The sequence below is a fragment of the Paraburkholderia sp. EB58 genome, from assembly GCF_050436665.1.
Lineage (GTDB): Bacteria > Pseudomonadota > Gammaproteobacteria > Burkholderiales > Burkholderiaceae > Paraburkholderia.
Genome location: NZ_JBNDMQ010000037.1, coordinates 49,009 through 72,868 on the forward strand (window position 1 = coordinate 49,009; position 23,860 = coordinate 72,868).

A 23,860-nucleotide genomic window follows, 5' to 3' on the forward strand; every position below is an offset into this window, starting at 1 on the left:
TCCGGCCTTGCGGCAACAAATTGATGTCGGTATATTGTGCGCCATACAAACAAATGTGCGCAATAGTAAATTGGCGTGCATCACCGGAGCACTGTATGCGAAACCAGCCGCATCCCTTCATGGCTAATTCCGTAAGCGCGATCCAGCAGGAGATGCTGGCGGCGATTGGCGCGAAGACCATTGCGGAATTGTTCGAGCAAATTCCCGCCGATCATCGGACCCAGGTGCCGCTCGATCTGCCGCCGGCGCTCGCGTCGGAAGCCGCGCTAAAGCGTCATCTGATGGATACGCTCAGCCAGAACCGCCATTGCGAAAGCGAATTGAGTTTTCTCGGCGGCGGCTGCTGGCGTCATCACGTGCCGGCTATCTGCGACGAGATCGCGCGGCGCAGCGAATTCCTGACGTCGGTATGGGGCACGCCATCATCGGACCAAGGACGCTATCAGGCATGGTTCGAGTTCTGCAGCCAGTTGGGCGAATTGGTCGATTGCGATCTGGTCGGGCTGCCCGTCTACACGTGGGGCTGTGCGGCTGGCCACGCGCTGCGCATGGCCTCACGTCTGAACGGACGGCGCAAGGTGCTCGTGCCGGAAGCGCTCGATCCCGAACGCCTGCTGGTGATACGCAACTATTGCGAACCGTCGGAAATGGCACAGCATCTGTCGATCGTGCCGATGCGCGTCGATCCCGCGACAGGTCGCATCGATTTCGCCGATGCCGCCGCGAACATCGGCGCGGATACAGCCGCGGTCTATCTCGAGATGCCGAACTATCTCGGCATACTCGAAGACGACGCCGAGCGCCTCGCCGAGTTGGCCCATGCCGCCGGCGCAGAAATGATTGTCGGTGTGGACCCAATTTCGCTCGGCTTGCTCGCGCCGCCGCCGTCTTATGGCGCGGACATTGTGGTCGGCACCACGCAACCGCTCGGCGTTCACATGTACGGCGGGGGCGGCCTAGGCGGTTTCATCGCGACCCGCGACGAAGAGCGTTATGCACGCGAATACCCCACGCTACTCGTCAGCATGACCGGCACCAGTCGCGCGGGCGAGATCGGCTTTGGGCTCTCGCTGGCCGAGCAGTCGTCGTATGGCTCGCGGGAAAACGGCAAGGACTGGACCGGCAACTCGGTGTATCTCTGGGCCATCGCCAATGCCGTCTATCTGTCGCTCATGGGTCCGCAGGGTTTCGAAGACGTGGGCCGACTCATCACGGCCCAGGCGCACTATGCGGCGCAAAGGCTTGCCACGCTTCCGGGCGTCAGCGTGCCGCTGTCCGGCAGTTTCTTCAAGGAGTTCGTGGTCGATTTTTCCGCGACCGGACACAGCGTCGCATCGATCAACCAGGCGCTCCGCGAACGAGGCATCTTCGGCGGCCACGATCTGTCCACGGAGTTTCCGGGACTCGGTCAGCGCGCGCTTTATTGCGTCACCGAACTTCACGAGCGGCGCGATATCGACCGGCTCTTCGACACCCTCAGCGAGATCCTGAACCATGACAACTAAACCGCACCTGCGCCGTTATCACGCCGCTGTCTGGGACGAACCGATCGTGATGGAAATGTCGCGAGAAGGCCGGCGCGGCATGCTGTTTCCAGAGCCCGATCGCGAGGTTGCCGAATCCGTCGGCGCACCGGAACAGTTGATTCCCGCCGCGCTGCGCCGCTCGACGCGCCCCGCGCTGCCCGAAATGTCGGAGCCCGATGTGCTGCGCCACTATCTGCATCTTTCGCAACAGACACTCGGCATGATGGGCATCTCGCTGTTCGGCACTTGCACGATGAAATACAACGCGCGCCTGAACGAAGCCATCACCTCTCGCGATGAAGTCGCCGAACTGCATCCGCGACAACATCCCGACACACTGCAAGGCGCGCTGCAAATCATCCACTCGCTGGACCTCGCGTTGCGCGAACTGTCCGGCATGCACCGCTTCGTGTTCCAACCCGCAGGCGGCGCGGACGCTGCCTACACGCACGCCTGCATCACGCGCGCCTATCATGCAGCGCGCGGCGAGCTCGAGACGCGCGACGAAATCATCACCACGATCCAGTCGCATCCGTGCAATCCGGCGACCGCCGCGACGGCCGGTTTCAAGGTAATTACGCTGGCGCTGGAAGAAAACGGCTATCCGTCGATTGAGGCGCTAAAGTCAGTGGTATCCAGTCGCACCGCTGCCTTGATGGTCAACAATCCCGACGACATGGGCATCTATAACCCGCACATCAAGGAGTGGGTGCGCATCGTGCAGGAAGCGGGCGGACTGTGCTTCTACGACCACGCCAACTTCAACGGCGTGATGAGCCGGATTCGTGCACGGGAACTGGGTTTTGACGCGTGCATGTTCATGCTGCACAAGACCTTCGGCGGCCCGAAAGGCGGCGGCGGCCCGGCTGTCGGCGCATATGGCTGTAGCGCCGCCCTGGCGCCGTATTTGCCGGGACCGCTGGTCGTGGAGCGCAACGGCTCGTACCGGCTCGAACCCGGCCCGCATACCAGCATCGGGCGCGTGCGCGAATTTTTCGGCAATCTGCAAACGGTCATCAAAGCTTACGCATGGGTACGCGCAATGGGCGCGGAAGGCATTGCGACGGCCGCGGATCTGTCCGTCCTCGCGAACAACTACATGACGCAGGAACTCACGAAGATTCGCGGCGTAACGTGCTCGCATCCGCATGTCGACGCATGGCGGATGGAGATGACGCGCTTCAGCCTGGCGACGCTTGAACAGGAAACCGGCATAACCGTGTTCGACGTGCAGAACCGGATGGTCGATTTTGGCGTCGATGCGTTCTGGCTCGCGCACGAGCCATGGATCGTGCCGCAGCCTTTCACGCCGGAGGCCGGCGAGATGTGGTCGAAGGAGGACATCGACACCTGGATCGCTGTGTTCAGGCAGATTTGCCACGAGGCCTACACCACGCCGGACATCGTGCGCAGCGCGCCGCACAATCACCCGGCCGGGCGGGTCGACGGCGGCCCGCTGGAGGACCCATCGCGCTGGGCGATGACGTGGCGTGCGCATCTGAAGAAACGCGCCGCCGCGTGAAAGACCATGGATGTCTCGCCGGGCGTTTCAGAGCGCCCTGGTTCGCCAACCGGGGCGCTGAACGCTCAGCCACCGGGTCCGCCACTCCATGTGTGGCGGACCTCTCGTGCATCAACCCTTCCAATGCCCTTCGGCCTTCAACTCGCCGAATACCTGATCGACGGCTTTGCGCGCACGCTTCACCATCTCGGCAATCTCGTCTTCCGAGATGACGAACGGTGGCGAGAACGCGATCGAATCGCCGTCCGGCAAGCCGCGCGTAATCAGCCCATTCGCCAGCGCCGCTTTGGCGACTCGCACGCCCACCTTCAACGCCGGATCGAAGCGCTTCGCCGGATTGCGCGCGGCGACGAATTCGACCGCACCAATCAAGCCGAAGCCGCGCACATCGCCCACCGCCGGATGATCGGCGAAGGTCGCGCGCAGATACTTGTGCATGATCTCGCCACGCGAACCGGCTTGCGCTACCAGCTTCTCGTCTTCGATCACCTTCAGGTTGGCGAGCGCCGCGGCGGCCGCAATCGGGTGGCCGCTATACGTGAAGCCATGACCGAACACGCCGAGCTTGTCGCTACCCGACACGATCGTGCGCCACACCTTCTCCGAAACCAGACTCGCCGACAACGGCACGTATGCCGACGTCACGCCCTTCGCAACGGTGATGAGATCCGGCTTCATGCCCATCGCCTCGGTGCCGAACATCGTGCCGAGCCGGCCGAAGCCGCAAATCACTTCGTCGGCAATCAGCAACACGTCGTATTTGTCGAGGACCTTCTGAATTGCCGGGTAATAGCCGGCGGGCGGCACGATCACGCCACCCGCGCCCATCACCGGCTCCATGATCATCGCGCCGACGGTCTCCGGCCCTTCGGCCAGAATCAGTTGCTCCAGATCGTTGGCGAGCTTTTCCACGAACTCCGCATCGCTCTGGCCCGGTTCGGCCTCCCACAACCGATGCGGCGCCGTCGTGTGTTTGATGAACGACAGCGGCAAATCAAAGCCGCTGTGCAAACCCGGCAGACCGGTCATGCCGGCGGTCACCACGGTGACGCCGTGATAGCCGCGCCGACGCGCGATGATCTTCTTCTTCAGCGGCAGGCCGCGCGCATTGTTGTAATACCAGACGAGCTTCACCTGGGTATCGTTCGCGTCCGATCCGGAATTGCCAAAGAACACCTTCGACATCGGCACCGGCGACATCTCGATCAGCTTCTGCGCGAGCAGGATCGGCGCATCCGTCGACATCGAAGCGAACGTGTGATAGTAGGGCAGCTTCATCGCCTGCGCGTGAATCGCGTCCGCAATCTCGCGGCGTCCGTAGCCAATGTTGACGCACCACAAACCGGCCATCGAATCGATGTAGCGCTTCCCGTGGTTGTCTTCCAGCCACACGCCCTCACCCGACACCATCACGAGCGGTCCATTGCGCTCGTGATCGCTCAGCGCCGTAAACGGATGAAAAAAGAACTGCCGGTCCAGATTGTTGAGATCGGGCGCGTGGTCCGCCACAGGAAAACTCATGACTATCTCCAGGTTGGGTAAGCCGGTTAGCAGCGAGATCAAAAACGCAGAGCGCTATGCCGCGGCAGATCTCGGCACCTAATGTGTGCGCATTGCGTCATTCTGGGCGATATGAGAACATAAATCAACGAATCGAAATACGTCGACGCCCAACCAAGGAAAATTTCAACGATGCTGACACTCAACGACCCGAGCCTGCTCAAACAAGCGCTGTATCTGAACGGTGAATGGATCGACCAGACAGACGTGGGGTTTATCGAAGTCGTCAATCCGTCGAGCGGCGCTGTGATCGGCAAAGTGCCGAAGGCAAGCCGCGCGATGACCGACGATGCCATCGAAAAGGCGCATAGAGCGCTGCCCGCGTGGAGCGCACGCCCCGCGGCAGAACGTTCGCAAATTATCAGGCACTGGTTCGACCTGATTGTGGCCCATGTCGACGACCTCGCACGGATTCTCACCGCCGAACAGGGCAAGCCGCTCGCCGAAGCGCGCGGCGAAATCCTGTATGGTGCTGCGTTTTTCGAGTGGTACGCGGAAGACGCCAAGCGACTGCATGGCGAAGTGCTGCAAGCCCCTTCGGCGGGCCGGCGGATGCTCGTACTGCGTCAGCCGATCGGCGTATGCGCAGCCATCACGCCGTGGAATTTCCCGATGGCGATGATTCCGCGCAAGGCGGCGCCGGCACTGGCTGCCGGCTGCACGATGGTGCTCAAGCCCGCTAGCGCCACGCCTTTTTCAGCGCTGGCGCTAGCCGAACTCGCGCACCGCGCCGGGCTTCCTGCTGGCGTGTTCAGCGTGCTGACGGGCGCGGCATCGGAAGTCGGCGATGAACTCGCGACACATCCGCTGGTGCGCAAGCTCACCTTCACCGGCTCGACCGAAGTCGGCCGATCGCTGATGCAGAAGGCGTCGGGCACGATCAAAAAAGTCGCGATGGAGTTAGGCGGCAACGCGCCACTGATTGTGTTCGACGACGCAGATATTGACGTCGCCGTGGCCGGCACCATCGCGTCCAAATTCCGCAACATGGGTCAAACCTGCGTGTGCGCGAATCGCATCTACGTGCAGGCCGGCATTCACGACCGCTACGTCGAAGCGCTGACACGCGCGGTCAAGGCGCTCAAGGTCGGGGACGGCTTCGCGCAAGGCGTCACGCAAGGTCCGCTGATCGACGACGACGCAGTGGTGAAAGTCGAGGAACACGTGACGGACGCACTCGCTCAAGGCGCGAAAATCGCGGCAGGGGGCAAGCGACACGCGCTCGGCCGGTCGTTTTACGAGCCGACGGTGCTCACTGGCGTCACCCAGTCGATGAAAGTCGCGATCGAAGAGACTTTCGGCCCGGTTGCGCCGATTTTCCGCTTTGACTCAGAAGCGGAAGCGGTGGCGGCCGCGAACAACACGGAATTCGGTCTCGCGGCCTACTTTTTCACACGCGACAACGCGCGCGTCTGGCGCGTCAGTGAAGCGCTGGAATGCGGCATCGTCGGCGTCAACACCGGCGCGACTTCCTTCGAAGGCGCGCCGTTCGGCGGGGTCAAAGCATCGGGCGTGGGGCGCGAAGGATCGAAGCACGGGATTGAAGAGTTTACAGAATTGAAATATATTTGCATCGCGGAAGTCTGCTGATAAGATTTGCGTTACGCAGATTTTGTGCGCCATGCGCCCACTATACCTACTTAAAGAGGAAACATATGGCCGCATACGATACGACCTTGGATGAAGACGACGAAGTTCGTGACCGCGACTACGTCGGCTCGTTTGCTCGCGGGCTGGAAGTCATCAAGGTATTCAACCGGCACACGCCACGGCGCACACTGAGCGAAGTGGCCGAGGCAAGCGGTATGACGCGCGCCACGGTCCGGCGCTTTCTGCTCACGCTCGTGCGCGAGGGCTATGCTGAGACCGACGGGAAGTACTTCAACCTTAAACCGAAGATCCTCGAGATCGGTTTTTCGGCATTGTCGTCCATGAATATCTGGGACATCGCCCAGCCGATCATGAACGCGCTTTCCGCGAATGTGCAGGAGTCGTCCTTTGCCGCGGTGCTCGATGGCGATTCGGTCATCTACGTGGCGCGAGCTACGTCGAACCGCATCGTGAATGTCGGCATCTCCATTGGCAGCCGGTCGCCCGCTCATTGCGTCTCCACCGGACGCGTGCTGCTCGCCGCGCTGCCGGACGCGGAGTTTCATCAATATCTCGAAAAGGCGAAGCTACATAAGTTCACCCCCAATACGGTCACCTCGAAGGTCAAGTTGCGCGAACTGGTTGAAGAAACGCGTTTGCGCGGTTGGTCGATTGTCGACCAGGAACTCGAAATCAGCCTGCGTTCAATTTCGGTGCCGATTCGCGACCGCGACGGCAAGGTCGTGGCCGCACTCAATGTGTGTTGTCCAGCCGACCGCGTGACGCCACAGGACATCAGCACACGGATCCTCTCGGCCATGCTGGAAGCATCAAAGGATATTACCCGCGCGTTGCAGGCCTGACCCGCCACACTCGTTACGCATCACCTGAACGGCACGCATAGCGTGCCGTTTTTTTGTCTGTCACCCGTCCGTGCCATTTTTTAGCGACAAGATGTTTACATGGCGAACTTTTGTGCGCTAATATCAATGACCGTTTCGAGAGATGTCACCACGGGAGCCATCGTTCATGCAGTCGTCATTGAAGGGTAAGGTCGTACTGGTCACGGGAGCAGCGCGCGGCCTCGGTCACGCTATCGCGACAGCGTTCGCCGAAGCGGGAGCCGTGGGTGTCGTCGCGGACCTGCCTTCGCCATCGCGGATGTCGCCGCCACCTGGCATGACGGCGCTCGATTGCGACGTCACCTCTGAGTCGAGCGTCGCAGCCTGCGTTGCGGCCACCGTCGAGCATTTCGGCCGGCTCGACGTGGTGATCGCGAACGCCGGACTCGTGCCGGGCTGGCGCGCAACCGAGAACCTCGATGTCGACGAATGGGATCGCGTCATGGCCGTGAACGCGCGCGGCGTCGCCATCACGCTGGCCAAGACCGCCAAGGCGTTGAGTGCCACGCAAGGATCCGTCGTTGTCATGGCGTCGATCAACTCGTACGCGGCGCATGGCCGCCAGATGCTGTATACGGCATCGAAGCACGCGGTGCTCGGCATTGTTCGCTCGGCCGCGCGGGATCTCGGCCCGCAAGGCGTGCGTGTCAACGCGCTCGCGCCCGGGCCGATTGCAACCGAAGCGCTGCTCGAACGCGTCCAGCATCGCGCCAACACCGGCGGCACGCAAGCCGATATCGTGTTGCAGGAGCTCGCGCGCGGAAATGCGATGGGGCGCCTCGCCACCGCAGTGGAAGTCGCCAGGGCCGCTTTGTTCCTCGCCTCCGACGCCGCCAGTGGCATTACCGGCGTGCTGCTTCCCGTCGACGCGGGCTTGCAATAGTCCGCCGTCGTCCGTGTTTCCCTACACAGCTACACAGGTCCTCTCTCATGTTCAGTCTGGAAAACAAGACCGTACTCGTTACGGGCGCGTCCAAGGGAATCGGCGCGGCAATTGCCACCGCGCTGGGCGTGGCAGGCGCTCACGTCATCGCGCATTACGGCCGCGACCGCGAGGGAGCCGAACAGGCGCTGGCGGACGTGCCGGCGGCGCGCAAGCACTTCGTGCAGGCAGACCTGCACGATCTGGTGGCCACTGAAGCGATGTGGGATGCCGCCCAGGCATGGCGCGGCAATATCGACGTCTACGTCAACAACGCGGCCATCATGCTGTGGAATGGCGGCTTCCAGGCAGATAACGCGACTTGGGACGCCGTCTGGGAAGACACGCTCGCCGTCAATGTACTCGCGCCTGCGCGGCTGATCCGGCGCGCCGTCCGGCATTTCCTCGAGCAACGCGGCGGCGTGCTCGTGACGATCTCGAGCTGGGCCGCACAACGCGGCGTGACCAACCCCGACACGATCGCGTACGCGGCGTCCAAAGCGGCCGTGCGCTCGATGACGCAAACCGTCGCCCGTGCGCACGCCCGAGACGGATTGCTCGCTTACATCGTGGCACCGGGCGTCGTCCGTACGCAAATGTCAAAAGCGTTCGCGGCCACCCAAGACGGCGAGGACAAGATCACCGCCATGCTCGCGATGGGCGAGTGGGTGCCGCCCGAAGACATCGGCAATCTGGTCGCCTTCCTGGCCAGCGGCACGGCTCGTCATCTGAGCGGCGCCACGCTCGATGTCAACGGCGCGACGTACATCCGTTGATCGAAAGATAACAGACGGAAATGAAATAATTGAGAACATAAGTGCGCACAGCGCACATTTTCTTTGACAGTGTATCTTGATGAGACCACAATTTTTCCCGCGGATAGTCCAAGTAAGCCTGTCGGCTGACCGGAAGCACGATGCCCGGAATCCGGCGCCCGCCACCCGATTTCCCATTTGCCCTTTCTGGAGAGTTCTCAATGTTTAGAGCAGTATTTCTCGTGCTGGCTGCGGTTGTCGCGACGGTCACCGCACAGGTGGCCGAAGCCCGCACGCTCGATCAGATCATCAAAAGCGGCACCATTCGCATCGGCGTGAACCCGAACTTTCCGCCGATGAGCTCGTACGACGCGACCAACCAGTTGGCGGGTTTCGATATCGACGTCGGCAACAAGATTGCCAGCACGCTGAACATCAAGGCCGAATTCGTGCCGACTGAAGCGGCGGAGCGCGTACCGTTTCTCGTGTCTGACCGCATCGACATCTCGCTGGGCGCGCTCACCCGCTCCGCCGAGCGCGCCCAGCTGATCGACTTCACGGTGCCGCTGCACACGGAGTCGATGTCCGTGCTGACCTCCAGCAAGATCAAGGCGACCAAATGGACTGACCTGAATTCGCCGTCGATCACGCTGGTCGACATGCGCGGCAACTGGTCGGTCGATTATGTGAAGGGCAAGCTGCCGAAGGCGAAGATGCTGCTGGTCGATTCGATTGCGGACACGGTGCGCGCGGTCGCACAAGGACGCGGCGATGCGATCGTCGAGAACATCGACTTTTTCCAGAATTTCACGAAGAACTATCCGAACGTCAAGTGGCGCACGCTGAACGACCCGATCTTTGTCAATTACGACTGCATCGGCGTATCGAAGGGCAACACTTCGCTGAAGGACTATCTGAACGTGGTGCTGTATGACCTGCACTCGTCCGGTTTCGTCAACGACACGTGGCAAAAGGCGTACGGCACGCCGATGCAAAAGCCGATCGTACCCAATCCGTATTTCTGAGTTTTGTGAGCCGGGGCCGCTTGCGCGGGCTGCCGTGCCAGCGGCCACATCCTGCATGACTGCGCGTGCCTGCGAAGGCGCGTCGTCATTTGTTCTGGATTGCCATGACCTACACGCTTCAATATGCCGATGTGCTCCGCCAGTTGCCATATCTGGCGACCGGCGCGGTGCTGACGCTCGAGATCGCCTTTGTCTCGTTCTGGCTCGGGTGCCTGATCGGTCTCGCCGGTGCGCTCGGCAAACTACACGGCGGCGCGCTGATACGGCGCCTGATCGGCCTGTACGTCGTTGTACTGACGAATACACCGGCCCTCGTGCAGATTTTTTTCCTGTTCTATGCGCTGCCCGATGCCGGCATCACGCTTTCGCCGATGACCGCCGTGCTGATCGGGCTCACGCTGAACTCCGGCGCGTATCTCACGGACATCCTGCGCTCGGGTATCAGTTCGGTGCGCACGTCTGAACTGGAAACTGCCGAGACACTCGGTATGTCGCGCCTGCAAACGGTTCGCTATGTGATCCTGCCGCACGTCGCCAAGACCATTTACGCGCCGCTGTGCAACTTTTTCGTCTGGCTCGTGCTCGGCAGCTCGATCGGTTCGATTTTCGGTGTTGAGGAACTGACGGGCCGCGCGATCAACATTTCCAGCGCCAACATGCGCACGATCGAAACCTTCTCCGTGGTGGCGGCCATTTATGTGGCACTGACCTTCGTGGCATCGATCGCGCTTGCGCTGACCGGCCGCTACGCCTTCCGTGTCAAAGCGAGGATCTTCTGATGCTCGATCAGATCGTTGCTCAAATTCCGACGTTTTTTACGCGCTTCACGCTTGAGTTCCTGCTGGAAGCGATGGGCCGCACCCTCGCCATGACGGCACTTGGCTGCGGCGTCGGCATCGTATTCGGTACGCTCATCGCGGTCATCCGTTATACGAAGATGCGCCTGCTTGCCCCGCTGCGTGTGGTGCTGACAGTGCTGGTGGAAGTGTTCCGCCGCATTCCGTTCCTGGTGAACCTGTTTATCGTGATGTTCGCGTTGCAAGGCTTCGGCTCGGAGGTGTCGCTCTTCACGATTGCCACCGTTTCCATCTGCATCGTCGCGACAGCGTTTCTCTCGGAAGTGATTCGCGCCGGACTCGAATCGGTGCCGCGCCAGCAGATCGAAGCCGCCGAAGTGATGAACCTCGGCTTCACGCGCACGCTGTTCCTCGTGTTGTTGCCGCAATCGTGGAAGGTGATTCTGCCGCCCGCCTTCGCCTTCATGGTGATGTTCATCAAAGACACTTCGCTGGCGTCGCAAATGGGTGTGGTCGAGCTGACCTTTACCGGCAAGGTACTGATGAACCGCGGCTTCTCGCCCTTTCTCGTCTATGGCGCGGTGCTTGCCGCGTACTTTATCTTGTCCTACCCATTAAGCCGTCTGGGTGCTTATCTGGAGAATCGCCTTGCCTCACCTCGCAGTCGAAAAACTCTCAAGCGCGTACGCTCAGCAACAGGTTCTCCGCGACATCACACTCTCGGTTGAACGCGGTGAAGTCATCAGCCTGATCGGGCCGTCGGGATCGGGCAAAAGCACGCTGCTGCGCACGCTGGTCGGATTGATGCCGCCTACTGCCGGCCGGGTCGTGCTCGACGACGAACCGCTCGATTACTCGTCGCGCAAAAGCGTGCGCGCCGCGCGCGACAAGATGGCGATCGTATTCCAACAATACAATCTGTTCCAGAACATGGATGTGATGCGCAACGTCACGCTGACGCCGGTGAAGATCAAGAAGCGGGCGCGCGATCAGGTGGAAAGCGAAGCCAAGGAATTGCTGCGCCGCGTGGGTCTGGCGGATAAACACGCGAGCTATCCCGACGAACTGTCGGGCGGCCAGCAACAGCGGGTTGCCATCGCGCGGGCGCTGGCGCTCAAGCCCGAGCTTCTGCTACTCGATGAAATCACCGCCGCGCTCGACCCGGAACTCGTGAACGAAGTCCTCGACACGGTGCGCACCCTGGCGAGCGAAGGCATCACCATGCTGCTCGTGTCGCATGAAATGTCGTTCGTGCGCGAAGTTTCCACGCGGGTAGTGATGATGGACAAAGGACAGATCGTCGAGATCGGCACGCCGGACAAGATCTTCGGCAACGCCAGTGAAACCCGTACGCGAGACTTCGTCAGCAAGATTCTGCGGCATCACTAACCGGATCAAACCCCGGCATGAGCGCCTGAGTGATCAGGCGCTCGCCAGGAGGAACGGCGAAAGGTCGACATCGAACGGAGCGGGCTTGCCTTGCACCAGGCTCGCGATGATCTGTGCGGCAGCGGGTCCGGCAGTGAAGCCCATCCACGGAAAGAAGTTGATGAAGAAACCGGGGATGCCGGGCACTTCGCCGAGGATAGGCTTCCAGTCGTCGGTGCCGTTCACCACCGCCGCCCATGTGCGGATCACAGAGAGTGCACCGAGGGCCGGCACCGCAGCCAGTGCGACGGCCATGTTGCGCTCGAGCGAGTCAGGGTCGGTGCTCGGATGGCCGCGGCTATGCCAGCGCGCCGGCCAGCCGCCGCCGATCAGAATCGAGCCGGCCTGATTCTGTTTGAGCGTGAGTTTGTCACCCGCGGAATAGACCAGATGCGGAATCAGTGGGGCGACGCGCTCCGTAACGGCAACCTGAATCGCGAATCCCTGCACATCGATCGCAATGCCGAGTAGCGCAGCGATCTTGCCGGCGTCGGCACCGGCCGCATCGACCACGCGCTTCGCCCGGAAAACCCGGCTTCCGGCGAACACTTCGAACTCCCCTCCCGTCCTGACAATTCGCGTGACGGTGGTATGGCGCTCGAACGCCACACCCAATGCCCGCGCGGCACGTGCATAGGCGAGTGTGGCGGCCAGCGGACTCGCCTTGCCTTCGTCGGGACAGAACGCGCCGCCGACAATCGCGTCGGACAGATAAGGCGCAAGCGCCCTTACTTCGGCCCGGTCGAGCAGACGAATCTCGAGCCCTTGCGAGCGCTCCACCTCCGCCTTCGCCGCGATCGACGTCATCTGCGAGGCGTCGGTCGCAACCAGCAGACCGCCCTTCAGCGACACTTCGAGATCGGCGTCGAGCTCGGTTGGCAAACCGCGCCACACGTCGATAGAACGGTGCAACAAACCAATGGTCGGCGCGAAGGTTCTGGCCCATTCCGGGCCGCGATTGACAAACGGATCATGCGGAATCTGCGCGTGCAGGCTACCTGCATTCGATCCGGACGCCTGCGTATTCAATTCGCTGCGCTCCAGCACGGTTACGGCTACGCCATCGCGGGCGAGATAGTAGGCGGTCGCGCATCCGGCGAGGCCACCGCCGATCACAATCACATCGTTCATCGGGTCGACAGGGAGGTGTGGGGAAAACGTTACGTATTACTTCGTCGCTGCGCCGGCAGCATGGATGTTACGCCGCGCCAGAAAGAAGGCGAAATTCCTGGGCAGCACATCATGCGGAGACGGATGGCCCAGTGAGCGCGCCGCACGATACACAAAGTTAGGATCGGCCAGCAACTCACGCGCAACGGCAACGAGATCGGCCGAGCCATCACCGATGATCTGGTTCGCCTGCGCAGGCTCGGTAATCAATCCCACCGCAATGGTGGCGATGCCCGTCTCGCGGCGAATCCGTTCGGCATATGGCACCTGATGCCCCGGCGTCTCCGCGCGCGTGGAACGCGCCACCGGACCGCGAATGCCGCCCGACGAACAGTCAATCAGGTCGATGCCTAGATCCTTCAGCCGTCGCGCCAACTCGACGGTTTCATCGAGCGTGACTCCACCCGCGATTTCGTCCACGCAGGAAGCGCGATACCACACCGGCATGGCGTCCGGCACGACCTGCCGGATCGCCCGCGCCGCGTCCAGCGCGAGACGCGCGCGATTGTCAAAACTGCCGCCGTATCGATCGGTACGGTGATTCGCTAGTGGCGACAAGAATTCGTGCAGCAGATAGCCATGCGCGCCGTGCAACTCGACAAAATCGAGGCCCGCGTCAACCGCTCGCCGCGCACTCGCCGCGAACGAGGCGACAATGCGCGCAATGGCGGCTTCGTCAAGCGCCACGGGAACCGGCCAGCCCTCGGCATGCACAAGCGCAGAGGGCGCGACCGTGGTCCAGCCGCGCGGCGGCGCGGCGCTCGCGAGCGGTCCGGCGCCGTCCCACGGGCTGGCCGAACTGGCTTTGCGCCCGGCATGGCCGATTTGCACGCCGAGCGGAATACCCTGCTCGTGATACAACTCGGCCAGTTGCCGGAAGCCCGCGATCTGGCCGTCGTCCCATAGCCCGAGACAGCCCTCACTGATACGGCCGTCGCGTTCCACCGCCGTAGCCTCGATCACAGCACCGCCCACCCCGCCGAGCGCAAAGCGCGCGTGATGCGCAAGATGCCACGCGGTCACGCAACCTTCGACGGCACGGTATTGGCACATCGGTGACACGACGACCCGGTTGGCGAATGTTACGCCCCGTGAACTGAACGGCGTGAACAGACTGATCTCGTGCATCGCGGGCTCAGGCCTTTCGCGCCGCGCAACGCGCGACATAGGCGTTGATGTCGTCGAGAATCGACACGATCTTGGCGCGCCGTTCCACCCCTTCGTTGCCGAGCGCCGAGAACGTCGTGAGCGGGGGACGCACGTCGCCAACCGGATAACCCTGCGACGCCGCCAGCGCTTTCGAATAGCACTGGTGCCCGTAGGTTGGATGGCCTTCCGCGATGATCCGGTCGAAGCTGCCGATCATCTTCTGGATAGTTTTCGCCTCTTCCATCTCACCTTCGACCAACGCGTCCCACATCCGTGTGGACGCCTCGGGGATGTAATTCGCGTACGGGTTGACATAGCCGACTGCGCCGAGCAGGAAGCTTTCCACGGGACGTTCGCCGGCGAACACGTTCATCACACCGTCTGTGGCTTCGATCACGTCGTAGACGCGGCCGACATCCATGCTCGCTTCCTTGATATACCGGACGTTGTCGAACGCACGCGTCAGCCGAGCCACCAGTTTCGCCGACATGTCGACGTTGGTCGTCACCGGATTGTTGTAAAGCATGATCGGCAGCGATGTAGCTTCGGCGATTGCCCGGTAGTACTCGAAGATCTCGTCGTCGGTCGGTGTGTAGTAATAGGGCGGCACGACCATGTACCCGTCCGCACCGAGCGCTTCGGCTTCGCGCGTGTAGCGCACCGCGTTCGGCGTTGATGCGTTCATCGTCCCGACCAGCACGTCCATCCGCCCGGCGACGTGCTTGACCGAGGTCTCAACATATTGAGTGCGCTCCTCGTCCGTGATCGTCAGAAACTCGCCGGTGGTGCCGAGGATGATGACGCCGGGGGAACCCGCTTCTATTTGCCAGTCGAGAAAGAGCTTGAGCGCGTCTTCGTCGATCGACTTACCGTCGGCGGTAAAGGGCGTCACGGTCACACCATAGCTGCCTCGAAAAACTTTACTCACACATTTCTCCAAATTGATCGTTGAGTGCCAGCCGCTATGCGCACAAATGTTGCGCATAGAAGTGGACGGCCATGCTGTCTTTTGAAAGCCGACGAGTTCGACATCATCACAGCGATCAACCCTCATCGGTAATAATTGTCGCCCCCATTCCACACCTTCCTACGAAATTTACCTAAATTTCGCAAAAGCCAAACAATCATTTTTGTTCACATGGCGCCTTAATGTTAGCATGGCGCACGTTTTGTCACCAAGCGCATGCAGCGAAATTGGGTATCTGTAGCGCACCGTCGCAACCGCAGAACGTGCAAACCACGCAGGCAGCGCGACCCAGACGACCACTTCGCACCCGCTGTGAAGTAACTGGCTCGCACTACCAATTTCCAGCAGTACCAATTCAGGGGGAGTTGAGCGGCATGAGGACTATCAGGCGGATCGCAGCGCTCGTAGGCGTTGCAGCGGCGAGTTTGGCTCACGCACAAAGTAGTGTGACGCTGTACGGCGTCATCGACGTGGGCCCCACGTTCGTCAGCAATGAAGGCGGTGCGCATAACTTGAAGATGGACGACTCGATCTCGGCGGGCGATCGCTGGGGCCTGAAGGGAACCGAAGATCTCGGCGGCGGGCTGAAATCGATTTTCGACCTTGAAAATGGCTTCGATGCGTTGAATGGAGAAGCCCGCCAGGGCGGCCGCGAATTTGGCCGTCAGGCGTGGGTCGGCCTGCAAAACAAGTACGGCTCGATCACGCTTGGCCGTCAGTACGACCTGATTTACGACTACACCGCCAATTACGCGATGAGCGCGTGGGCAAGCGGCTACGCGACCCACCAGGGCGATCTGGACCGGATGGGATGGGAGCGTCTGGACAACGTCATCAAGTTCAAGAGCGCGGACTTTGACGGGCTGCAGGTCGGTGCGTTGTACTCGTTCGGCGATGTGGCAGGCAGTCTGCACGAAGACAGTTCGTGGTCCTTTGGCGGGCAGTACAACCATGGTCCGTTCTCCGCGGGCGCGGTCTATCTGCGCATGAACAATCCGAATGGCTCGAACACAATCGACCCGTATGCGTCGATGGGTGTCTTCAGCTTCCTCGGCCAGACCACCGCGATACGCAACCCGACCACCGGCCAGGTCACCGATCTGTATTCCAGCACGCCGCTTCCGATCGACAGCCAGAGCGTCATGACGCTGGGCGCGAGTTACGTGTTTAAGAACGTCACCTACGGGCTCGCCTATTCGGATGTCTGGTTCAAGGGCTACGGTGAGACCTCGGTGCTGCGCACTTATGACTCGGGCGCGTCGTGGCAAGCCACGCCACAGTTCAGCGTGTCGGCTGCTTACTACTACTCGACCTTCGAAGGGCATCACTACAACGAAGCCAGTCTCGGCTTCGACTATAGCCTCTCGAAGAGCACCGACGTCTATCTGCAGGGCTCTTATCTGCGCACTTCGTCCGGCGTCGATGCGGTTCAGGGCTATCTGTTCACCCCGTCGACCACCAACACTCAGACCAGCGTGCGTATCGCTCTGCGTCACAGCTTCTGACGCGAAAGCGCCGCACGACTTCTGAAGTCGTGCGGCGCGCTGACCGTGCTTTCAAGCTTCAACGCAGATGAAAATCGACGCTTATTGTCCGGCCAGCGCCCGCAATTCTTCCTGTTGTAGACGCATGGGTGAATAAGGCTGCATGTCCACGCCCGGATCGCAGCCGGTTATCAGATCCGCGACGAAGCGCGCGGTTAGCGGTCCAAGCGTATAGCCGGCGTCGCCAGGAATCGCAGCATGCAAACCGGGCAAGCCGGGCATCTCGCCCAACACGCCACGCCCATCCACTTTCGAATTCAGCCCGGCCCACGTGCGGATGATCTGCAGTTGCGAAAGCGACGGCACCATGAATTGCGCCAGCGAGACATTGCCGATCATGCTCACGGGATCGACTACCGGATAGCCGGACCCGGGCGCGAGTTTCGCCGGCCAGCCGCCGCCGATAACCACCTGGCCCGTCGACAACTGCTTGAGCGTAATCGACCGTTCCGCGTGCTGGACCAGATGCAGGATCAGTGGCGGCGCGGCCTCGGTGATATTCATATGCAACGGCTCGGGCTCGACCGGCAGGTAAGCGCCAACGCTCTCCATCAACGCACGCGCACCGGGTCCGGCCGCGACGGCGACCTGGCGCGCGTTGAGCGTGCCAAGCGCGGTGGTGAGCGTGTAGCCCGGAACGGCGGCGCGCAGATGCTCGACCTTGCAGCGATCGACAATCGTCACGCCCATGCGAACCGCCCACGCCCTCACCTGCGCATTGCATTTGAGCGGATTGAGCTTACCCTCGTTGGCGCACAACTCGGCGCCCAGCGCGGCCGGACCGAGATAGGGCGCGATCCGCTCAAGATCGGCGCGCTCGAGCAACTCGACCGACAGGCCGAGTTCGCGCTCACGGCGGCTCTTGGTCACGAGAAATTCGAACTGTTCGGGCGTCTCGGCGATCATTAATCCACCGGAGACTTTCATTTCGAAATCGGCCCCAATCGCACGTTCGAATTCTCGCCAGTACTCGACCGCCTTCGGATAGAGCGGCAACTGCTGTTCGAAACCGGCCACCCGCTCGGGGAAAAGCCGCATGAAACGGCTCTGCATCTGCACGTGCAAGCTGCCGGCGTTGGCCGTCGACGCGGCGGACCCGCCCGCGTCGATCAGCATGACATCGCGGCCCCGCTGCGCGAGAAAGCCCGCCAGGCACAAACCGACAATACCCGCACCAATCACCGCGACATCGGTGTTTCGGCGCGGCAGTTCGTCCATCCAGATAGCCTTCATGAATCGCTACCGCGCCCGCTCAATTCCGCGATCGTTACCGGCTTGACCGGCACCCGTGGAGCGAAACCGGACATCTCGTCACGCGAGCGGCCGAAGCGTTCGCACACAATCTCATCGAGCACGGGCGCGCAGTAGCGGCCCTGGCAGCGCCCCATGCCGATACGCGTACGCCGCTTGATCGCACCGGCCGTGCTGAGGCCTTCGTCGAGCGCGGCATCGAGTTGGCCGAAGGTCACTTCCTCGCAGCGGCAAATCACGGTATCGCCGCAGCGTACTTTCGGCGCGTTCAGCGCACTCGCGTAGATGTTCCACAGCGCGTGCTGGAAGCGGCGTTGCCTCGCCAGTTCGCCGACTGCGCGGGCGCGTTCACGCAGCAGCGGCTCGGCCGGTGCGTGGCCGAGCACCGCGGCCACCGCCGCGCCCACGACCACACCTTCGGCGAGCGCCGCTTTGGCGCCGCCTAGACCCGTGCAGTCGCCGAGCGCGTAGACGCCCGCGACGCTCGTCAGGCCCGCGTCATCGTGGCGTGTCACGAGTTGCCGGCGACGCGCATCGAAGTCATGGATGCAACCCAGCGCGCGAAGCAATTCGTTGGCCGGCTCGAAGCCGTAGCCTAGACACACCACATCCACCTCAATGCGCTGAGCCAGCGTCTCGCCCGACACGCGCGCCAGCGTCACGGAGAGTCCGCCCGCGGTTTGCTCGATGCCCTCGATCACTGTTTCGTTGATGACACGCACGCCGCGCCGCTTCACCGTCCGCTGATAGCCGAGACCTTCAGCGACGAGCGCGGGCGCCGCAAGCCCCATCGTCAGCAGCGAATCGAGCGAGGCAAGGCCGGGCGCGGGCGCCGCTTCCACCACCGCCGCGACGCTAGCGCCGCCGCTCAGCAGCTCCGCCGCCAGTTGAAGATTAAGCGGCCCATTTCCCGCGATCAGCACGCGCTGGCCCGGCAAGCGCCGCGACGTGCGCCACAGGGTCTGCGCGGCGCCCGTCGTCATTACGCCTGGCAGCGTCCAGCCCGGCACTTGCCAGCCACGTTCGTACGCGCCGGTCGCCACAATGCAAGCGGCGGGACGAAAGCGAATGGATCGCCCGCGCACCGTTGCGATGAATTCTTTCGGTTCGAAGGCGCCCCAGACCAACGCGTCAGCAATGATCTCGACCCCTGCTTTCCGGGCGGCTTCGATGAGCGCCGCGCCACGGCGATGTTGCGCATCGGCAGGCACCACGCCTTGCTCCGATACGCCCAGTTGCTTGTAGTACTGACCACCGGCGTAACTGCGTTCGTCGAGCACGGTCACGTCGACGCCCGCGCGTTGCGCGAACAGCGCCGCCGATAATCCGCCCGGTCCCGCACCGATCACCAGTAATTCCGGCTCGCGCAGTTCAGGTTCGCGTACACCGGGAAACACGCCCGACGCTCCTGATGCGGTCGCGCTGGAAGACGAAGGCGGCACGGTCATAGGCCGTCCATGCGCGCCGCGCCGCACGGTAATCGGCTTTTCGATCTTCGTCATGCAGGCGCGCCGGTTGGCGACGCCGTCCACTTCGACCAGACAGTCCTGGCACACGCCCATTCCACAGAACACGCCACGCGGCTGACCCGACACGGTAGTCCGAAAGTCCTGCACACCATGGCCGATCAGCGTCGCCGCCAGGGTTTCGCCGGGTCGCGCCTGCAGGGTCTTTCCTTCGAACTCGATAGCAATCGTTTGAGTCATGGTCGATCGGTGCGTAGGTCGGGATGCGTCCAGCAAGAAAAAACGGCCCGCTTCACAGCGACGGCTCCAGGCGGGTATTGAGCACGAGTTCCGCCACGGTCGCATTGTTCGGCAGCGACAACAAGAAGGCGATAGTATCAGCAACCGTTTCTGGGCTCAGCCGATCGGCCACCGGGCTCGCGCTCGCGAATTTCGCGATCAGCTCGGTATTCACTGCACCGGGGCATACCGCTGTCGCGCGCACGCCGCTTTCCCAACCCTCGAAACGCGCGGCGTGCGTGAGCGCCATCACCGCGTGCTTGGTCATCGAATAGCCAATGGAATCGGTGGGCCGGTAGCGCTTGCCGTCGGTCGACGCAACGTTGATGACGCGGCCCCTGCCGCTCATCTTCAGCGCGGGCATGGCGGCGCGAATCGTGCGGTACGGCCCCTTCACGTTGACTTCCCACATCTGGTCGAGCGCGCTTTCATCGCCACGGTCGAAGGTGATTTCGAGCAGGATGCCCGCGTTGTTGATCAACACGTCGAGCCGGCCGAAGCGTTCGAGCGTTGCCGCGACCCACGCAACCGGCGAGGCGGCGTCGAATGCGTCGTAGCGCGTGACCAGCACGCGCGCCGTATCCGCGGCAAGCGCCGGATCGATCTTCGCCGCATCGCGCACACCGAGCGACAGCGTATAACCCTCGTGATAAAGACGCGCCGCGATGGCAGCGCCGATGCCGCGCGACGCGCCCGACAGCATCACGATGCGTCCTTCTCCGCTGACCTGAGCCATCAGAAGAGCCCCTGATAAACGCCACCATCGTTGACGATATTCTGCGCCGTCATAAAGCCGTTCTGCGCGCTGCACAGAAACGCGATCAGGTCGCCGCATTCGGACGGATCGGCAAAGCGGCCGGCGGGGCAATGGCTCAGGCGGTTTTCCACAATGGCTTCGAACGTCGTGTTGCCACGCGCGGCGTGACCGTGCAGGTTGGTGACGAGTGCATCGGTTTCGAACAGTCCCGGACACACACTGTTGATGACCACGTTATGCGGAATCAACTCGCGGGCCATCGCAGCAATGGCACCGGCCAGCGCCAGCCGAGCGGCGTGACTAGGCGCGAAGCCGACCTGCGGAAACTTGATGAAGCTCACCGACATGTTGACGATCCGGCCGAAGCCGCGTTCGCTCATGCCCGGAACGAGCGCGCGGATCAGTTCGAGCGAAGAAAAGAAATGGGCTTCCATCCAGCCGTCCCACGCCTCGCGCGAGAGGGTGCGGAAGTCGTCGGGAACCTGACGAATGCCGGGATTCGCGACCAGGATATCCACGACACCCGCTTTCGCCACGACTTGGGCGCGTCCTTCGGGCGTGCCCAGGTCGGCACTGATGATGTCGACCTTCACACCGGTTTCGGCGATTAACTGCCGCGCGGCAACCTCCAGTGTTTCGTGCGAGCGGGCAACCAGTGTCAGGTCGACACCTTCCCGCGCGAGCGAACGCGCTGCCGCAAACCCCAAGCCCTTGCTGCCGCCGCACACCACTGCGCGGCGTCCTCTGATACCCAAGTCCATAACGTCTCCGCTAGCCAGCGCATCGTGCGCCGGCCGGTTTCCTGTTGAGCCGCATGACGCGCCGTTGATCCGGCCGCCTCTTGCACCAGCCTGTTGGGCGGCTTACTTCACCGGCTTCGCAAACGACGCTGCCAGCAAGCGGGGCGGCACCTTGAAACGACCCGCGACATCGCGCCATTGCTCGCGCACCGTGGTGATCTCCGCAGTGTCGCCCGCGACCAGCACAGTGGCCGGCAGCAATTGTGCGTTATAGCGCGCAGCTCCCGATTCCGTATAACCGCCGGCATCGAGGAACGCAACGAAGTCGCCCCGTTCGAGCGGCGGCATCATCCGGTCTGCGCCGACTTCATCGGAGTTGCAGAGCGGACCGACCAGATCGACGTGGTCGTTCGCTTCGCGCGCCGTGTTCTTGACGGCGACCGCGTGGTAATACCACTCGAGCGCGGAGGCCCACGAGAGATGATTCGTCGACAAGTCGAGATTCACCCACTTCTTCGCTGTGCCCTGTTTGATCGCACCCACCCGTCCGACCGCCACGCCCGACGGTCCCGAGATCGCGCGGCCCGGTTCGATGCGCAGTTTCGGCAGCGGCAGACTGAGCCGCTCGGCTTCCTCGCGAATCGCCGCTCCGCAGAGACGGCCGTAGATTTCCGGCGTGGGCGCGGCACTGTCGTCGATCTGTGAACGCGGCCCCGTGCCGTACCATTTGCCGAAAGTCCAGCCGCCGCCGATATCGATGCACGGCGGCGTCCAGCCGGTCTGATCACGCAGGAAGCCCGACCAGACGATCATCTCGCGCGCCATGATCGCGAAGTTCTCCGGATCGTTCGACATGCGGCTCAGGTGAAAATGCGTTTCCTTCAGTTCGATGTTCGGCATCTGCTGAGCACGCTTCACGATCTCGACCGTCTGCTCGCGCGTCATGCCCCATTTGGTGGAGTCGCTTTGCTCCTTGAGCGTGCCGGGACCATGCATCGCCACGCCGGTGCGTCCGGCGAGCGGCAGCAGGTCGAGCTTCAAACGGATGCCGATCGCGACTTTCTTGCCAAGCCGTTTCGATATGGAATCAATGCGATCCAGTTCGTCCATCGCGTCAATGTTCACGCAGATGCCGTTGGCAATCGCCATCTCAAGTTCTTCGTCCTGCTTGTTCGAGCCGTTCAGCACCAGCTTCTGCGGATCGGTGCCTGCCAGCAGCGCGATATACATCTCGTTCACGCCAAAGCAATCGCCACCCGCACCTTCCTGATTGAGAATGTGGCGAATCGCGAGACCGTTATTCGACTTGTTCGCGAACAGGATTTCGACCTGCGGATAATGGGCGAGAAAGCCGTCGCGAAACGCCCGGTAACGGTCGCGCAATTCGTTTTCTGAAATGACGTAGAGCGGTGCGCCGTGCGTTTCCGCGAGCGCCTGCACGTCGCAGCCATCGACCCATAAGTTGCCGTTCGCGCCGATGCCGATGTACTTGCCGTATTGCACGGAAAAACCGCAGGGGTTCGCATCCGTCTGATGTTCCTTCATTGCCCTCTCCTTGCTGATGTCTGTATGCATGCCCGCTCTACAGCAGCCCTTCGGCTTGCAAGCCGGCAGCGAGCGCGTCACACTGGCTGGCGCTGAGCGCGCGCAACGGTGCGCGCGGCTTGCCGCCGCCGGGAATGCCGAGTAGGTCCATCGCGGCCTTGGTCGACGGATACAACGTGCGGCCGTCGCTCGTGAACAGATCGGTCAAGCGCCGGCCCGTGGCCTGAAGTCGCGCGGCAAGCAATCGGTCGCCATCGCGCGTGCCTTCGAAGAGCGTTTGGCCGCCTTCGTCCCACACGTTCGGGAAACAGTCGATGACACCGTCCGCACCCAGCTCCACCGCCGGCACGCCGAACACCGACGACGGTCCGCAGAACACGCGCAAACTTTCGTGCACGGCAAGGAAAGTGCCGTAGAAGTTGTTCCAGTCGCCCGAGCTTTCCTTCACGGCGACCACGCGTTCCAGTTGGCTGAGGCGCGTGACCAGCTTTGGCGTCAGGTAGTTCACCGCGTTACCGGGAATGTTGTAGAGCATCACCGGCAAGCCGATGCGAGCCGTGACATCGGCGTAATGTGCATAGATTTCGTCGTCTGTCAGTTTGACGAAGTAAGGCGGCAGGATCAGCGCACCGTCGCAGCCCGCTTTTTCGGCCTGCATCGTCAGCGCGATGGTGTCTTCCACGCCGATCATGCCCGTACCCGCGATCAGCGTGCCGCGCGTGCCGATCACCGCTTTCGAAGCTGTGAACAGCCGGCTGCGTTCGTCGGCGGTCATCGCCCAGAATTCGCCGGTACAGCCGCCCACAACTACGCCGGTTGCCCCTAGCGTGAGATGCCGTTCGATGACGTCGCCCAATTCGCGTTCGTCGATCCTGCCGCTGTCGTCGAACGGCGTCGTGATAGCCGGCATCGCGCCGGTCCAGTTCACACTATCTCGGTTCATTCAAAAATCCCGTGGTCATTGA

At 62.2% G+C, this 23,860-nt stretch carries 21 protein-coding genes; 11 read left to right on the forward strand and 10 right to left on the reverse strand.

All coding sequences use genetic code 11. The annotated features are described in order from the left end of the window. Positions 1-119: 119 nt before the first annotated feature. Both gcvPA and gcvPB read left to right on the forward strand, forming a co-directional pair. A complete protein-coding gene (gene gcvPA, locus P3T40_RS36345) occupies positions 120-1,505 on the forward strand; it encodes an aminomethyl-transferring glycine dehydrogenase subunit GcvPA (protein WP_429272524.1) in 1,386 nt (461 codons plus the stop codon). Continuing rightward, a complete protein-coding gene (gene gcvPB / locus P3T40_RS36350) occupies positions 1,495-3,048 on the forward strand; it encodes an aminomethyl-transferring glycine dehydrogenase subunit GcvPB (protein WP_429272525.1) in 1,554 nt (517 codons plus the stop codon). Before gcvPA ends, gcvPB begins: the two co-directional genes overlap by 11 nt. 111 nt (positions 3,049-3,159) lie before the next feature. On the opposite strand, the gene P3T40_RS36355 is transcribed toward gcvPB, so the two are convergent. Then, positions 3,160-4,569 (reverse strand): aminotransferase, encoded by a 1,410-nt coding sequence (locus P3T40_RS36355; RefSeq protein ID WP_429272526.1) that lies wholly within the window; start codon positions 4,567-4,569, stop codon positions 3,160-3,162. Between the two features lie 171 nt (positions 4,570-4,740). Between P3T40_RS36355 and P3T40_RS36360 the strand changes: the two genes are divergently transcribed. The 8 genes from P3T40_RS36360 to P3T40_RS36395 all read left to right on the forward strand — a co-directional run bounded on the left by P3T40_RS36360 (position 4,741) and on the right by P3T40_RS36395 (position 11,988). Beyond that, a complete protein-coding gene (locus tag P3T40_RS36360) occupies positions 4,741-6,198 on the forward strand; it encodes an NAD-dependent succinate-semialdehyde dehydrogenase (RefSeq protein ID WP_429272527.1) in 1,458 nt (485 codons plus the stop codon). 65 nt (positions 6,199-6,263) lie between these two features. Further along, entirely contained in the window at positions 6,264-7,061 is a 798-nt protein-coding gene (locus P3T40_RS36365; RefSeq protein WP_429272528.1) for an IclR family transcriptional regulator domain-containing protein, read from the forward strand. 166 nt (positions 7,062-7,227) lie between these two features. Further along, the gene (locus tag P3T40_RS36370) at positions 7,228-7,983 is read left to right on the forward strand and encodes an SDR family NAD(P)-dependent oxidoreductase (RefSeq protein WP_429272529.1); all 756 of its coding nucleotides are present in this window, start codon (positions 7,228-7,230) and stop codon (positions 7,981-7,983) included. Positions 7,984-8,030: 47 nt separating this feature from the next. After that, positions 8,031-8,798, forward strand: a complete 768-nt coding sequence (locus tag P3T40_RS36375; RefSeq protein WP_429272530.1) for an SDR family NAD(P)-dependent oxidoreductase — start codon at positions 8,031-8,033, stop codon at positions 8,796-8,798. 200 nt (positions 8,799-8,998) lie between these two features. After that, positions 8,999-9,802 (forward strand): transporter substrate-binding domain-containing protein, encoded by an 804-nt coding sequence (locus P3T40_RS36380; RefSeq protein ID WP_429272531.1) that lies wholly within the window; start codon positions 8,999-9,001, stop codon positions 9,800-9,802. A 104-nt stretch (positions 9,803-9,906) separates the two neighbouring features. Next, the gene (locus P3T40_RS36385) at positions 9,907-10,581 is read left to right on the forward strand and encodes an amino acid ABC transporter permease (protein WP_429272532.1); all 675 of its coding nucleotides are present in this window, start codon (positions 9,907-9,909) and stop codon (positions 10,579-10,581) included. Next, the gene (locus P3T40_RS36390) at positions 10,581-11,327 is read left to right on the forward strand and encodes an amino acid ABC transporter permease (protein ID WP_429272533.1); all 747 of its coding nucleotides are present in this window, start codon (positions 10,581-10,583) and stop codon (positions 11,325-11,327) included. Before P3T40_RS36385 ends, P3T40_RS36390 begins: the two co-directional genes overlap by 1 nt. Next, positions 11,248-11,988, forward strand: coding sequence for an amino acid ABC transporter ATP-binding protein (locus tag P3T40_RS36395; protein ID WP_429272534.1), 741 nt, complete (start codon positions 11,248-11,250; stop codon positions 11,986-11,988). The genes P3T40_RS36390 and P3T40_RS36395 overlap by 80 nt, the downstream gene beginning before the upstream one ends. A gap of 33 nt (positions 11,989-12,021) precedes the next feature. Here P3T40_RS36395 and P3T40_RS36400 read toward each other — a convergent pair whose 3' ends face one another. Genes P3T40_RS36400 through P3T40_RS36410 form a run of 3 tightly spaced genes read right to left on the reverse strand, consistent with a single transcriptional unit; the run spans position 12,022 to position 15,274 of the window. Beyond that, complete coding sequence (locus P3T40_RS36400) at positions 12,022-13,158, reverse strand: NAD(P)/FAD-dependent oxidoreductase (RefSeq protein WP_429272535.1); 1,137 nt, start codon at positions 13,156-13,158, stop codon at positions 12,022-12,024. Positions 13,159-13,194: 36 nt separating this feature from the next. Further along, the gene (locus P3T40_RS36405) at positions 13,195-14,325 is read right to left on the reverse strand and encodes an NADH:flavin oxidoreductase/NADH oxidase (RefSeq protein ID WP_429272536.1); all 1,131 of its coding nucleotides are present in this window, start codon (positions 14,323-14,325) and stop codon (positions 13,195-13,197) included. 7 nt (positions 14,326-14,332) lie between these two features. Next, positions 14,333-15,274, reverse strand: coding sequence for a dihydrodipicolinate synthase family protein (locus P3T40_RS36410; RefSeq protein ID WP_429272537.1), 942 nt, complete (start codon positions 15,272-15,274; stop codon positions 14,333-14,335). A 413-nt stretch (positions 15,275-15,687) separates the two neighbouring features. On the opposite strand from P3T40_RS36410, the gene P3T40_RS36415 reads away from it, so the two are divergent. Next, positions 15,688-16,818 carry a porin gene (locus P3T40_RS36415; protein ID WP_429272538.1) on the forward strand — a complete coding sequence of 377 codons (1,131 nt, stop codon included), beginning with the start codon at positions 15,688-15,690 and terminating at the stop codon, positions 16,816-16,818. A gap of 81 nt (positions 16,819-16,899) precedes the next feature. Here P3T40_RS36415 and P3T40_RS36420 read toward each other — a convergent pair whose 3' ends face one another. The 6 genes from P3T40_RS36420 to P3T40_RS36445 form a co-directional block, all read right to left on the reverse strand. After that, a complete protein-coding gene (locus P3T40_RS36420) occupies positions 16,900-18,090 on the reverse strand; it encodes an NAD(P)/FAD-dependent oxidoreductase (protein ID WP_429272539.1) in 1,191 nt (396 codons plus the stop codon). Further along, positions 18,087-19,814: an FAD-dependent oxidoreductase gene (locus P3T40_RS36425; protein ID WP_429272540.1), complete on the reverse strand. Its 1,728-nt coding sequence runs from the start codon at positions 19,812-19,814 to the stop codon at positions 18,087-18,089. The genes P3T40_RS36420 and P3T40_RS36425 overlap by 4 nt, the downstream gene beginning before the upstream one ends. A 52-nt stretch (positions 19,815-19,866) precedes the next feature. Then, positions 19,867-20,589 carry an SDR family oxidoreductase gene (locus P3T40_RS36430; RefSeq protein WP_429272541.1) on the reverse strand — a complete coding sequence of 241 codons (723 nt, stop codon included), beginning with the start codon at positions 20,587-20,589 and terminating at the stop codon, positions 19,867-19,869. Beyond that, on the reverse strand, positions 20,589-21,371 hold the full coding sequence (locus tag P3T40_RS36435) for an SDR family oxidoreductase (protein ID WP_429272542.1): 783 nt from the start codon (positions 21,369-21,371) through the stop codon (positions 20,589-20,591). The genes P3T40_RS36430 and P3T40_RS36435 overlap by 1 nt, the downstream gene beginning before the upstream one ends. 102 nt (positions 21,372-21,473) lie before the next feature. After that, complete coding sequence (locus P3T40_RS36440) at positions 21,474-22,895, reverse strand: diaminopimelate decarboxylase family protein (RefSeq protein WP_429272543.1); 1,422 nt, start codon at positions 22,893-22,895, stop codon at positions 21,474-21,476. Positions 22,896-22,932: 37 nt separating this feature from the next. Beyond that, on the reverse strand, positions 22,933-23,838 hold the full coding sequence (locus P3T40_RS36445; RefSeq protein WP_429272544.1) for a dihydrodipicolinate synthase family protein: 906 nt from the start codon (positions 23,836-23,838) through the stop codon (positions 22,933-22,935). Positions 23,839-23,860: the final 22 nt, after the last annotated feature.